12 protein-coding genes are annotated in these 12766 nt (G+C 63.7%); 3 read left to right on the forward strand and 9 right to left on the reverse strand.

The genetic code is table 11. The features are described 5' to 3' along the window. Positions 1-75: 75 nt before the first annotated feature. The gene (locus BLR13_RS14065) at positions 76-1638 is read left to right on the forward strand and encodes an AMP-binding protein (protein ID WP_074823030.1); all 1563 of its coding nucleotides are present in this window, start codon (positions 76-78) and stop codon (positions 1636-1638) included. Between the two features lie 13 nt (positions 1639-1651). On the opposite strand, the gene BLR13_RS14070 is transcribed toward BLR13_RS14065, so the two are convergent. The 6 genes from BLR13_RS14070 to minC all read right to left on the reverse strand — a co-directional run bounded on the left by BLR13_RS14070 (position 1652) and on the right by minC (position 7640). Next, entirely contained in the window at positions 1652-3709 is a 2058-nt protein-coding gene (locus tag BLR13_RS14070; protein WP_074823028.1) for a hybrid sensor histidine kinase/response regulator, read from the reverse strand. Then, complete coding sequence (locus BLR13_RS14075) at positions 3706-5205, reverse strand: ATPase domain-containing protein (RefSeq protein WP_074823025.1); 1500 nt, start codon at positions 5203-5205, stop codon at positions 3706-3708. Before BLR13_RS14075 ends, BLR13_RS14070 begins: the two co-directional genes overlap by 4 nt. 58 nt (positions 5206-5263) lie before the next feature. After that, positions 5264-5734, reverse strand: coding sequence for a GFA family protein (locus BLR13_RS14080; RefSeq protein ID WP_157793700.1), 471 nt, complete (start codon positions 5732-5734; stop codon positions 5264-5266). 80 nt (positions 5735-5814) lie between these two features. Then, positions 5815-6111 carry a cell division topological specificity factor MinE gene (minE, locus tag BLR13_RS14085; RefSeq protein ID WP_074823017.1) on the reverse strand — a complete coding sequence of 99 codons (297 nt, stop codon included), beginning with the start codon at positions 6109-6111 and terminating at the stop codon, positions 5815-5817. After that, positions 6108-6923: a septum site-determining protein MinD gene (gene minD, locus BLR13_RS14090; RefSeq protein WP_074823014.1), complete on the reverse strand. Its 816-nt coding sequence runs from the start codon at positions 6921-6923 to the stop codon at positions 6108-6110. The genes minE and minD overlap by 4 nt, the downstream gene beginning before the upstream one ends. 18 nt (positions 6924-6941) lie before the next feature. Further along, a complete protein-coding gene (gene minC / locus BLR13_RS14095) occupies positions 6942-7640 on the reverse strand; it encodes a septum site-determining protein MinC (RefSeq protein WP_074823011.1) in 699 nt (232 codons plus the stop codon). A 545-nt stretch (positions 7641-8185) separates the two neighbouring features. On the opposite strand from minC, the gene BLR13_RS14100 reads away from it, so the two are divergent. Beyond that, entirely contained in the window at positions 8186-8791 is a 606-nt protein-coding gene (locus tag BLR13_RS14100) for a hypothetical protein (protein WP_079586345.1), read from the forward strand. A gap of 69 nt (positions 8792-8860) precedes the next feature. Continuing rightward, entirely contained in the window at positions 8861-10402 is a 1542-nt protein-coding gene (locus BLR13_RS14105) for an ABC transporter substrate-binding protein (RefSeq protein ID WP_244525176.1), read from the forward strand. A gap of 10 nt (positions 10403-10412) precedes the next feature. Here the strand turns inward: BLR13_RS14105 and BLR13_RS14110 are convergent, their stop codons facing one another. From BLR13_RS14110 to BLR13_RS42415, 3 genes are all read right to left on the reverse strand, one after another. Then, positions 10413-11186: a thioesterase family protein gene (locus tag BLR13_RS14110; RefSeq protein WP_074831536.1), complete on the reverse strand. Its 774-nt coding sequence runs from the start codon at positions 11184-11186 to the stop codon at positions 10413-10415. 175 nt (positions 11187-11361) lie between these two features. Further along, a complete protein-coding gene (locus tag BLR13_RS14115) occupies positions 11362-11922 on the reverse strand; it encodes a dihydrofolate reductase family protein (RefSeq protein ID WP_074823008.1) in 561 nt (186 codons plus the stop codon). 49 nt (positions 11923-11971) lie between these two features. Next, positions 11972-12751 carry an ArsR/SmtB family transcription factor gene (locus BLR13_RS42415; protein WP_074823005.1) on the reverse strand — a complete coding sequence of 260 codons (780 nt, stop codon included), beginning with the start codon at positions 12749-12751 and terminating at the stop codon, positions 11972-11974. Between the last annotated feature and the right edge of the window lie 15 nt (positions 12752-12766).

Here is a 12766-nt window from a genome sequence, read left to right on the forward strand (position 1 = left end):
GTCTTGTTGTGCTAGCGTCGCCGCGAACTTGGCACACCAAAAGCCAAAGGCAAAGCACGCAAGGGAGCAATCAGGATGAGCAACCCGCTCTACGCATTTCCGACGACATGCGAACAGACGCTGCGGGCGCTGGCGCGCTACCCGTCGCGCACGGCGTTCAGCTGGCCGGGCGGATCGCTGACCTATCAGGGCGCGACCGACATGATCGGCCGCATGCAGGCCGTGTTCATGCAGCTCGGCTTTGCGCCCGGCACCCGCGTCGCCTTTCTCACCGCCAACCGCGCCGACACCTGGTGCGCCGGCGTCGCCGCGCAATTGGCGCGGCTGTCGATCACCTGGCTGCATCCCATGGGTTCGCTGGACGACCAGTTGTTCCAGCTGGAGGATTCCGAAGCGCAGATGCTGATCGTCGACGGCGTCACCTTCCGCGATCGCGGCGGCGAGCTTGCTTCCAAGGCGACCGGCCTGAAGACCGTGTTCACGCTAGGTCCCGCCGCTTACGGCGCCGACCTGCTCGCGGCGATCGAGGCGACCGGCAGCGCCACCGCGCGCTCGTTCGCCGGGCCTGACGACATCGCGACGCTGAACTACACCGGCGGCACCACCGGCAAATCCAAGGGCACAGTGCGCCACCACCGCGAATTGGGCGGCTTCGCCAACGCCATCCTGGCCGATTTCGAAATTCCGCCAACGCCGAGCTATCTCGCGGTGGCGCCGATCAGCCACGTTGCCGGCACCAAGGTGCTGCCGACCCTGATGCGCGGCGGCACCGTGCACATGCTGAAGGGGTTCGACCCCGACGCGGTGTTCAAGACCATCGAACGCGAAAAGATCAATTTCACGCTGTTCGTGCCGACCATGATTTACGTCATGCTCGATCATCCCGCGCTCGACAAGACCGATCTCTCTTCGCTCGAACTGCTGCTGTATGGCGCTTCCGCGATGTCGCCGAGCCGGCTGGTCGAAGGCATCGAGCGGATCGGGCCGGTGTTCTCGCAACTCTACGGCCAGACCGAATGCTATCCGGTGTCGGTGCTGCGCAAGGCCGATCACGATCCGAAAACGCCGGAACTGTTTTTGTCATGCGGCTTCCCGATCGCGGCCTGCGAGGTCAGGATTCTGGACGACAACGACCAGGAAGTCGCGATGGGCGAAGCCGGTGAGATCTGCGTGCGCGCCACGCATGTGATGGCCGAATACTGGAAGCGGCCGGAACAGACCGCCGAAACCCTAAAGAGCGGCTGGCTGCACACCGGCGACATCGCGCGCAAGGACGAGCGCGGCTACATGTTCATCCTCGACCGCAAGAAGGACATGATCGTCTCCGGCGGCTTCAACATCTTTCCGCGCGAGGTCGAGGATGTGCTGTCGCAGCACGCCGACGTCGCGATGGTCGCCGTGGTCGGCGTGCCCGACGACAAATGGGGCGAAGCGGTCACCGCGGTGGTCGTGCCACGCGAAGGCGCCCGGCCGAGCGAAGAGGAGCTGATCGCGCTGGTCAAGGCGCGCAAGGGTTCGACGCACGCGCCCAAGCACATCAAGTTCGTCACCGAGCTGCCGATGACCGGCGTCGGCAAGGTCGACAAGAAGGTGCTGAAGGCGGGCTTCTGGACCGGCCGCGACCGGATGGTGGGGTAAAACTGCGTGGCTCCTAGCCCAGCAGCTGATCGAGCCGTTCGCGCAACTGGTCCTGGTGATAGGGTTTCGCCAGACGGGGCAGATCGAGCTGTGCGCCCTCCGGCAATTCGGCATAGCCGGTCGCCAGCAGGACCGGCAGCGCGGGGCGGACGGCGCGCGACGCCGTGACGAGTTCAAGGCCGGTCATTCCGGGCATCATATGGTCCGTCATCATCAGGTCGATCGGCTGGTCGCTCCGGAGGATTTCGAGCGCGTGCAGGCCTGAATTAACCCCGATCACGTGGTGGCCGAGATCTTCCAGCATTTCCGCCGTCGACATCGCAATCAGCGGGTCGTCATCGACAAATAGAATCACTGCCGAGCGTTTGGCTTTCGGCGCTGACGGAGCGGGGCTTTCCACTTCGGGCGCTGCGGTCGCGACCGGGAGCACCAGCGTCGCGCAGGTCCCCTTTCCGACCGTGCTCGTCATTTGCAGCGCGCCGCCAAGCTGGACCGCGAGCCCGTGCACCATCGACAGCCCAAGGCCGGTGCCCTTGCCGAGCGGTTTTGACGAAAAGAAAGGCTCGACCGCCCGCTTGAGCGTCTCGGGTGTCATGCCGGTGCCGGTGTCGACAACGGACAATTTCAGATAATGGCCCGGCTGCAGCGCCGCGTCGCTCTTCTTCGCGCGATACTCCGCAACCCTGATGTCGATCGACCCGCCGTCCGGCATCGCATCGCGCGCGTTGATCGCAAGGTTGAGGATGGCGAGTTCGAGCTGGTTGGCGTCGATGCGCGCCGGCGGCAACTGATCCGGGATATCCCGCCGCAACACGACACGGGGTCCAAGCGACCGGTCGAGCAGATCGGTCATGCCATCGATCAGGGTTTTCAAGTCAACCGCCACCGCGCGTAAATCCTGCTGGCGCGCAAAGGCCAGCAGCCGCTGGGTCAGCGATGCACCGCGCTCCGCGCCCTGCAACGCGCCATCGACCAGGCGATGCAGCCGCGGATCGTCCGGCAATCGCTTGCGCAGCAGATCGAGATTGCCCATGACAGCCATCAGAAGATTGTTGAAGTCATGCGCGACGCCGCCGGTGAGCTGGCCGATTGTCTCCATCTTCTGCGCTTGCCGCAATTGTTCCTGCGCCTTTTCGCGGGCAGCAACCTCCTTCATCAGTTCGGTGGTGCGCTGGTCGACGCGCTGTTCGAGCGTGGCGCTCAATTCCGCCAACGCCGTGCGCTCTGCTGCCAATTGCCCCAGCAGATTGTCGCGCTCGATGTCTGCGGTCTTGCGCGCGGTGATGTCGGAGCAGACGCCAACCAGGGACTTGATGCTGCCGTCCGGCCGGCGCACGACGCGGGCACGGGTGTCCACCCAATGCACCGAACCGTCCGGCCAGATGTTGCGGTATTCGATCCGGTAATCCCCGCCTTCCCTGATGGTCCGCTCCAGCACCTCAAGCCGCCGCTCGCGGTCGTCGGGATGAACCGACGCCTGCAAATCTCCAAAGGAAAACGGTTCGCCCGACTTCCGTCCGAAAAAGCTGACGCAGGTATCCGAGAGGTCGAGCTCGAACTCCGGCAAGCGCAATTCGAGCGTGCCGAGATGCCCGGCGTTCAGCGCCGTCTGCAGCAGGCCTTCGCTTTCGGTGAGATCGGCCAGAATCGCGCGCGCCTGATATTGGCGGCGGCGCCCTCTGACCGCCGAACCGACAATGCTCACCAGCGTGGTCGGGTGAAACGGCCGCTCGATGAAGGTGACGTTGCCCAGCGCATGCCCGAGCCGGTCTGCGTCGGGATTGCGCTCGGGACCTCCGCCCTGATGGGTCAGCAGCACGAATGGAAAATCGGACCATGGCGGCTGACCGTTGAGCCAGCTCACGAGCGCGCGCAAATCCGCCGTCTTGATCGCCTCGTCGGCAATGACGGCCAAGCCGGCGCCACCGTCGATTTCGTGCAGCAATGCGGCCAGATCGCCGCAGACATTGGCATGATAACCCGCTTCCTTGATCAGGGCCGCGGCCACGGCAGCGTCACGGCCCATCGGCGCGAGAATGACGGCCCGTTCGGATGACGGACCGGGTTTCACTGGTCCAGGTCCTCGAGTAGCGGCCTGTCTGCACCGATGTAGATCGGCACCCCACTCAACACGCCCTGGAATCCCTCAAGGGGATCGCCAATGGTGAGACCGCGATTGTCGATGCGGTATTCGCGAATGGTCGCCTCGTGCACGCCGGTACGTTTCTTGATGATCGAAATAGCGCGCCGCACGGTTCCGAGCGCCTCGAAATAGCGCAGCAGGATGACGGTGTCGGCGAGATAGGTAACATCTACCGGCGCCTTCATGTCGCCGACCAACCCATGCTGCGCCACCGTCATGAAGGTCGCGGCGCCCCGGCGGTTGAGATATTGCAGCAATTCATGCATGTGCAGGATCAGGGAGTTTTCCTCGGGCATGGCGGCCTGATAGCCGTTGAGGCTGTCGATCACCACGGTCTTGATGTCATCCTCATCGACCCGCCTGCGAACGCGGTGCGCAAATTCGCCGGGCGACAGCTCGGCGGCATCGACCTGCTCGATGAAAAGATGGCCGCGGCGCTGCATCGCTTCGAGATCGATGCCAAGGCCCTTCATACGCGAAAACAGCAACCCAAGCTCTTCGTCGAATACAAACAACGCCGCCTTTTCGCCGCGCGCAATGGCAGCCACGATGAAGACAATGGCGGTGAGCGATTTTCCCGTGCCGGCCGGTCCGAGAATGAGCGTGCTCGATCCAGTTTCGACACCGCCCCCGAGCAGCCTATCCAGACCGGCAATGCCACTCGACATCGTGCTTCGCACGAAAGTGGATCGGTACTCGGACGCCACCAGCCGGGGAAACACGTTCAGGCCGTCCGTTGTAATCGTGACGTCATGATAGCCGCCACGAAATTTCACGCCGCGATATTTGATGACGCGCACACGACGCCGCTCCGCGCCGTAGGCCGGCGCCAGTTCCTCAAGCCGCACCACGCCATGCGCAACGCTGTGCACGGTTTTATCGGCAAGTTCGGTGGTCAAATCATCCAGCATCAGAACTGTGGTGCCGAACTTCGCGAAATAATGCTTGAGAGCCAGAATTTGCCGGCGATACCGCAACGAACTCTGCGCCAGCAACCTGATTTCCGAAAGGCTGTCCAGCACCACGCGACTCGGTTGCGCCTTCTCGACCGCCTCGAATATCTGCTTGGTGGTTTCGCCGAGTTCGAGATCGGATGAATAGAGCAGGCTCTGTTGCTGATCCGAATCGAGCAGGCTCTCCGGCGGCAGCAGTTCGAACACTTCGATTTTCTCGTCCAGCGACCAGCCGTGCGAAGCGGCGCCGTCACGCAGCTCATGCTCGGTCTCGGAAAGGGTGATGTAAAGGCACTTCTCACCCGCTCGCGCGCCTTCCATCAGGAACTGCAGTGCAATCGTGGTCTTTCCGGTTCCGGGAGTTCCCTCCAGCAGGAAGACATGATGAGGTGAAAACCCGCCCGACAGGATGTCGTCCAGGCCCCAAATCCCTGTTTTGGCCCTGTCGACCTTTGCTTCCGAAAAATTCATGCGACCCCCTGAACCGGGACTAAATCCTGGTGGCGTCAGGGGTTCCTGCGACAAGGAACTATTTTTGCGGAAAAAATTCCGGCCACATCGCGCGCCACTTTGCCGCCAGCGGCCGGAAATCGGGTGGCTGCGTCTCGTGGCATTCGGCGCCGGTGGCAGACTGGATCCAGTCTTGCGCACTGCCGGTAAACAAATGCGCGATCGGGATCAGCCATCTGGTGTCATCGAGCGTGCCGGCACGGACGTTGACCGATTCCGGACGGCTCTGGCGCGCGCCGTAGATTCGCGCGCCGCAATCGCCGCAGAACCAGGACGTCACATTCGCGCCTGACGGCGACGCGTGATGCCACCCCTTCGGCTCGCCCTTGAGGGTATGAAAATCCCGGGTCGATACCGGCAGGTTGAGCGCGAACGCGCTGCCGGACGAGGTCTGGCAGTCCGTGCAGTTGCAGGTGTAGAGCAGCAGCGGAAACGACGCGATCTCGTAGCGGATCGCGCCGCAGGAGCAGCCGCCGGTCAAAGGAAGCACGGGTCGTTTCGGATTCATGGTCGGGCCGGGGCTGAGTTATCGCCCCACCCTACGATGCCGTCCTTTAACCGGCCAGAGCTTCAGCCGGCCATACGGCGTTGGGAAGCCGCCTTCGACTTCTCGAAATCGTTGGGGACCTCGATATCGACCTCCAGCGTCGAGACGGTCTTGCCGCGCTCCAGCCGGACGATCACCTTCTCCGGATCGAGCGTGACATGCCGCGACACCACCGCGAGGATTTCCTCGCGCAGCGTCGCCAGGAGATCGGGCTGGCCGAGCAACCCGCGTTCGTGCGCCAGCAGGATCTGCAGCCGCTCCCGTGCGACGGGGGCGGAAGTATCGCGGCCGCCGAACAGCCGCAGCAATCTCATATTCATGCGGCCCTCCGTCCCAGCAAGCGGTCCATGAAGCCCTTGCGCTCGACCGGCACCACCATGGCGAGTTCCTCGCCCATCAGGCGGCGCGAGGCATCGACATAGGCGCGGGCCGGCGCGCTGTCGGCGTTGTTCAGCGTCACCGGCGAGCCGACATTAGACGCCTTGAGCACGTCCTGGCTCTCGGGAATGATGCCGAGCAGCGGGGTGGCGAGGATTTCCAGAATGTCTTCGATGGTGAGCATCTCGCCGCGCGCCGCGCGCGCCGGATCGTAGCGGGTGATCAGGATGTGCTTCTTGACCCGCTCGCCCTTCTCCGCCTTCACGGTCTTGGAATCGAGCATGCCGATGATGCGATCGGAGTCGCGCACCGAAGAGACTTCGGGATTGGTGACGATGACGGCCTCGTCGGCGTAGCGCATCGCCAGCGTGGCGCCGCGCTCGATGCCGGCCGGGCTGTCGCAGAGGATCCAGTCGAACCGGGCCGAGAGCTCGGCGATGATACGGCCGACGCCCTCGTCGGTCAGTGCGTCCTTGTCGCGGGTTTGCGACGCCGGCAGCAGCCAGAGATTCTCCAGCCGCTTGTCGCGGATCAGCGCCTGCGACAGCTTGGCGACGCCCTGCACGACATTGATGAGGTCGAACACCACGCGGCGTTCCGCCCCCATCACCAGATCGAGGTTGCGCAGGCCGACATCGAAGTCGACCACCACGACGCTTTGACCACCCTGCGCCAGCGCCGCACCGAGCGCGGCCGTGGTGGTGGTCTTTCCGACGCCACCTTTGCCGGATGTAACGACCAGGACTTTGGCCATACGTGATCTCCTTGAGCGTTAGTTCAGCGGGGTAATTTTCATGGTATCGCCCTGCAGCCAGGCCTGCGCCGGCCGGTTGCGCAGCGACGCGTCGATTTCTTCCGCGGTCTGGTAGTAACCGTCGATGGCCAGCAGCTCCGCCTCGATCTTCTGGCAATAGATGCGCGCGGACGCGTTGCCGTTGACGCCGGCCATCGCCCGGCCGCGCAGCGTGCCGTAGATATGGATCGACCCGCCGGCGACGATCTCGGCACCCGAGCCGACCGACCCCAGCACCGTGACGTCGCCCTCGGTGAAGACGATCGACTGCCCGGAGCGCACCGGGCTTTCGAGCAGCAGCGAGGTTGGCTTCGGTTTGGGCTCCTCGGCCTTCTGCAGCGGTTCGTTTCGCGTGATCACACAGGCCCGGCCGCCGGTCAGCAACGGCGGCATGCTGGCCGAAAGCCGGCTTTCGTCCACGCCCTCGATGCCGAGGACGCGAATGCCGCGCTGATCAAGGCTGCCGAGAAGATGGCTGATCGCCGACGCGCTGAGATCGACGGAAGCAAGATCGAGCACGATGGGCTTGCCGACGAAATAGCCCGGCGAGCGCGCCAGCGTGGCGTCGATCTCCGAAAGCCAATCGACGATCGGCACGACGGGGCTGAACACGAACGCGACATAGGACCGGCCGCGCAGCCGAACCAGTTGACGCGTGGGATCCGCTCGGACGTCCATGTGCTCGACTCGCCTTTCTTATTGAATGGTTAAGAATCAACGAAGTTGGTTAACGAGTGATTAATGCCGCACGAGGTTTGCCCGGCGCGGTGGCGCCCGACGCCAGCGAATCCGGCGCAGATGTGGCAGCTCCGGTTCGCGCCAACAAACAATCGATGGCATGCTGAATGCGGCCTTCACCATGAAGCGTCAAAGTGATGGAACAAAAATCACTCACTTTGGTCACGATTCGAACCAAGATTCGTCATCGCGCGGTTCCATCAAAAACAGGTGAACTCTCGGAATATCCCCGATAGTTCATTCCGTTATGTCAGCGGACGGTTGCCAGGGGACGGGCAATGGGAGCGGTGGGAAGCGTGTCATCGCGGGAGCTGATCCCGCAAACTGGCGTGGTCCGGAACGGACGCGACGCCCGCGCCTTTGACTCAAATTTTCAACCCAAGCTTAGCGGTTGATGGAGAGCCGCGGTGGAATCATGGCGCCGCTCCTCGAAGCAACCTGATCGTTCGTCGCGTAACCAGTCCCGTATCATGAGGAGTAAGCGTATGAGTGCCCTGAGTGAGCAAGAACATCTCAATCCCCGCGATCCCCGCTACTACGCACCGCGCTGGCTGCGTGAAAAAGCCGGTTCCACGCCGATGAAGGAAGCCGCACCGGGCACGCCGTTCGCACCTGCCTCGTTCGACGCCCAGCTCGAGGGCGCCGTATCCAACGCGCTGCGCCATCCCCATCCGCTCGATCCCGAGGTGATGCAAGAACCCGGCTATCCGAACGAGCTGGATTCGCGCAGGGCGCTGCGCAGCATCACGGTGCGCTTCGCCGCGGCGGTCGGCGTCTCGGCTTTGGTGGCGTTGTTCTTCGTCGTCGCCGTACCGGCATCGCGGCAGGCCGACGGCGAAGCCTCCGGTCCTTCCGGGATCGTGCAGTCGATCAAGACCGCTCTGTTCCAGCCCGGCGAGGCCAACATCGCGCCGCCGCCGGCAGCTGCTCCCGCGGCTGTACCCACGACTGCAGCGACCGCTGCACCCAGTGAGTTCAACTCTCTTCTGGCCTCGGCTCAAGCCAACACGCCGGCGCCAAAGGGTCAGTCCGGCCAGTTGCTCAAGCAGTTCATGCAATGGGGTCAGAAGCCTGCTCCCACGACGCCATAGCGCGCGAACAAGAAATCCAGACGGAGGAACCAAAATGCCCGCCACGATCCAGATCTCACGGAGATTGCCATGACCTCGCGCAGGATATGGCTGGTGCTGGCGGCGATGCTGTCCAGCACGGCCGCGGGCGCCGGCGACAACACCGACATCGTGCGCGATCTCGCCATTCGCGTCGGACCGGTGGTCGGTTCGGCGCTGGCCTGCCGCGACATCGCGCGGCCCCGCATTCAGGCCGTGGTCGAGAAATTCGCGGTCGTGATCCGCGACGCCTCCGCGAACGAAGCGGAACGTTCCGACCTCAGCCAAGTCCTCGACCGCAGCGTCAATGACGGCCGCGCCGCGGTGACGGCGGGACGGATCGACTGCAAGGTCGCCGATCGCCAGCTCGCCGATCTCGAACGGTCGATCGCGGGCCCGAGCCTCTCCAGCGTCCTCGGACCGTCCAGTGCTGCCGCAGCCACCTCGACCGCGTCGGTCACGGCCGGTCCGTTGCCGCGCGGAATCACCGATAAGGAAATCCGTTTCGGCATCGCCGCCCCGTTCTCCGGCTCCGCCCGCGAGCTCGGACGCCAGATGAAGCTCGGCATCGATACCGCCTTCAACCGGGTCAACGATGCCGGCGGCGTCGACGGCCGGATGCTCAAGCTGTTTGCCGCCGACGACGGCTATGAGCCCTCGCGCACCGGCGAGGCGATGAAGCAGCTCACCGAAAAGGACCAGGTGTTCGGCATCATCGGCAATGTCGGCACGCCGACCGCGGCGGTGGCGGTGCCCTACTCGCTGGAACGCCGGATGCTGTTTTTCGGCGCTTTCACCGGCTCAAACATTCTGCGTAACGATCCGCCGGATCGATATGTATTCAACTATCGCGCCAGCTACGCCGAGGAAACCGACGCCGTCGTCCGCTACCTGGTCAAGTTGCGCAAGCTGCAACCGCGCCAGATCGCGGTTTTCGCGCAGCAGGATTCCTATGGCGATGCGGGCTTTGCCGGCGTCGCCAAGGCGTTTCGCGCACTCGGCGTCAACGATACCGCGATCGTGCGGCTCAACTACGCCCGCAACACCGTCGACGTCGACGAGGCCGTCAACCATTTGAAGATCCAGAAGCCGCCGATCAAGGCGGTCGTGATGGTGGCGACCTATCGGGCCGCGGCACGTTTCATCGAGAAGACCCGCGATCTCTATCCGGCGATGATCTATTCCAACGTCTCGTTCGTCGGCAGTACGGCACTGGCCGACGAACTGAAGCTGTTGGGGCCGCGCTACGCCAACGGTGTCATCGTCACCCAGGTGGTGCCGGCGGTGGCCGGCTATTCGTCGGCGGTGCTCGAATACAAGAATGCGCTCGCCAAGTATTTTCCAGGCGAAGCGCCCGACTACGTTTCGCTCGAGGGCTACGTCGCCGCCAACGTCCTGATCCAGGCGATCAAGCGGACCGGGCCGCAGCTCGACACCGAAAAGCTGATCGACACGCTGGAAACGACGCGCAACCTCGATCTCGGCCTTGGAACTCAGCTCGGCTTTGGCCGTTCCGAGCACCAGGCCTCGCACAAGATCTGGGGCACCGCGCTTGACGAAACCGCGCGCTATCAGCCGCTCGAACTCGAATAGCGCTTAGCGTTTAGCGCTTTTCGATCACCAGGCTCTGGACGGCGCGGCCGAAATAGCCGCGTTCGTCGGCCAGCCGTGCCATCGCCAGCCCCGCACCGTCAGGACCGATCCAGGATTCCGCGTCGAGCAGGATCCAGTCGCCGACCGGCTGGCGCGCGAAATTGACCGTCAGGTCGGCGTTGAGAAACGTCCATTGCCGGAAATCCAGCACCGACGAGGTGCCGTTGGAGAAATCCGCGGCGATCATCGCCCGCATCGCCTGCGAAATCGGCGCCCCCTCCACGATCGGCCGGTCGGCGCGATACCAGATCGCGCCCGGCCCCGGCACGCCGAATTTTCCGCGCGCCGCGCGCAGCGACATGCCGGTCACGAACGGGCTGGAGGAGAAATCAACATCCTCGACCGGCGACTGATCCGGCCCCGGCAGTTCGACCGGATGAATCACGGCCTCGGGCGGCAACTCATTCGTCTGCACCTTGATCTTCAGCACGGTGGCAGCGACCACGACGACGCCGTTCGCCGATAGCCTGACGGCACAGAGCTGGATCTTGCGTCCCTCGCGCAAAACCTCGCTCTCGATCGTCAGCGGCGCCACCGGCACCGGGCGCATCAGATCGACGGTGACGCGCGCGATGCGCATCCCGGTCTGGGTCGGGATTTTCTCCGCCGCCCAGACCACCAGCGCCGCCGGCGGCGAGCCATGCTGCATGCTCGGGTCCCACGGCCCCGCGGCATTGGGGCTGGTGACGACATCGTTGCCGTCGACGCGAAAGATGGCGTCCATCAATGAGGGATCCTGCTGGCTGTCCATATCGGCTTTTTGCCTGCTCGACCGGCGGGAGTCGAGGGCGCGGCGCGGGCCATCCCGTGCAGGGTGCGGGTGACGTATTCCGTGCAACGGAAGCGCGCATGACGTCAGATCAACGCCATGCCGCCATTCGGGACGATGGCCTGCCCGGTCAGGCGGCGGGCTCGTAGAACAGTACGACATTTCCATTGGCGAAGGGGCGCGATTTGGCGAGCTTCATCGGCAGCTTGCGCTGGACGCCTTCGAACAACGTCCGGCCCTGGCCTACGACGAGCGGATTGAGCACGATCTGGTATTCGTCGATCAATCCGGCCTCGGCCAATTGGGCGACGACGCTGCCGCTTCCCATCACCACGATATCGGCACCCGCCTGCTGCTTCAGCTTGCGGACTTCCGCGGTCAGGTCGCCCTTCAACAGCGTGGTGTTGTTCCAGGCCGCCTGCTCCAGCGTCGTGGAGCATACGAATTTCGGCAACGCATTGAGCCGCTCGGCGACAACAGGATTGCTTTGCAATGCAGCTTGTGTCGACCAGAAGCCCGCCATCAATTCGTAGGTTATCCGGCCGAACAGCAACTGGCCGCCGCCGCTGGCGTTCTCCTTCACGAAGGCCTGCCATTCCGGATCCTGCTTGTGGGCCCAGCTCATATCGCCGTTGGCGTCGGTGAAGTATCCGTCGAGCGACATCGCATTGTAGACAACCAGCTTTGGCATGTTCAGTCCCTATTCGAAATTGCGGTCGATCGTTCGCGCGCGTTACCGATCACGTCACTTCGGGCAGATGCGCCTTGTCGCCCTCGAGCCAGCGCAGCGATCCCGGTGTCGTCAGCATCTCGCCGGATTCGAGCAGCGTCTTCAGTCCGGAGAGGATCATCGGCCAGCCGCCGTAGAGCTGGTCGTTGGCGCCTTCGCGCAATTGATCATGGGTGACCGTGAGGCGGCAGGAATCGCCGATGGGCACGATCTCCCAGGTTACCCGCGACGTGCCCTCGGCCTTGACGTCGTCACCCCAGACCGCGCGAAAGTTCTGCACCAGCCGGCGCGGCGGATCGACTTCCAGATTCTCGCCCTCGAAAATCAGGTTGCCATGGCCGCGACCCTCGTAGCGCGAACCCTTTGCCCAGTCCGATGTGACGATGGCGCCGAACGTATATTTGCTGCGCATCTCGGTATCGGTAATGGCGTGCCAGAGACGCTCGGGCGTCGTCTTGATGTAGATTTCGAACACCTTCTCCATCGTCTTCTCCAGTTCGCGCTTGAGGCCGCTCAGTCCGGCGGCCCACGGCTCGGCGTATTTGCTCACCCAGCGATCGTGGACGAGGCGGATCGGAACCGGGTTCAGAAAGTGCAGCTTCTCGCGGCCGCGCCGTTTGCTGACGACGAGGCTGGCCTCCTCCAGCACCTTGAGGTGTTTCATCACCCCAAAGCGTGTCATCGGCAGCCGCTCTTCCAGCGCGCTCAGCGTCTGTCCGTCTTGGCGGAACAGTTCGTCGAGTAGGCTTCGGCGGGTCGGGTCCGCGAGGGCCCTGAACACAGCATCCATGCGTCAACCATAGGT

The organism is Bradyrhizobium ottawaense (assembly GCF_900099825.1).
Classification (GTDB): Bacteria; Pseudomonadota; Alphaproteobacteria; order Rhizobiales; family Xanthobacteraceae; genus Bradyrhizobium; species Bradyrhizobium ottawaense_A.

What these genes read in the sequence shown, in the direction of transcription:
- minE (WP_074823017.1), bottom strand. Translation starts at nt 6,111, where the DNA reads ATGAATATGAGATTGCTGCGGCTGTTCGGCGGCCGCGATACTTCCGCC.
- BLR13_RS14110 (WP_074831536.1), bottom strand. Translation starts at nt 11,186, where the DNA reads ATGGACGCCATCTTTCGCGTCGACGGCAACGATGTCGTCACCAGCCCC.
- BLR13_RS14105 (WP_244525176.1), top strand. Translation starts at nt 8,861, where the DNA reads ATGACCTCGCGCAGGATATGGCTGGTGCTGGCGGCGATGCTGTCCAGC.
- BLR13_RS14065 (WP_074823030.1), top strand. Translation starts at nt 76, where the DNA reads ATGAGCAACCCGCTCTACGCATTTCCGACGACATGCGAACAGACGCTG.
- BLR13_RS14115 (WP_074823008.1), bottom strand. Translation starts at nt 11,922, where the DNA reads ATGCCAAAGCTGGTTGTCTACAATGCGATGTCGCTCGACGGATACTTC.
- BLR13_RS14100 (WP_079586345.1), top strand. Translation starts at nt 8,186, where the DNA reads ATGAGTGCCCTGAGTGAGCAAGAACATCTCAATCCCCGCGATCCCCGC.
- BLR13_RS14075 (WP_074823025.1), bottom strand. Translation starts at nt 5,205, where the DNA reads ATGAATTTTTCGGAAGCAAAGGTCGACAGGGCCAAAACAGGGATTTGG.
- minD (WP_074823014.1), bottom strand. Translation starts at nt 6,923, where the DNA reads ATGGCCAAAGTCCTGGTCGTTACATCCGGCAAAGGTGGCGTCGGAAAG.
- BLR13_RS42415 (WP_074823005.1), bottom strand. Translation starts at nt 12,751, where the DNA reads ATGGATGCTGTGTTCAGGGCCCTCGCGGACCCGACCCGCCGAAGCCTA.
- minC (WP_074823011.1), bottom strand. Translation starts at nt 7,640, where the DNA reads ATGGACGTCCGAGCGGATCCCACGCGTCAACTGGTTCGGCTGCGCGGC.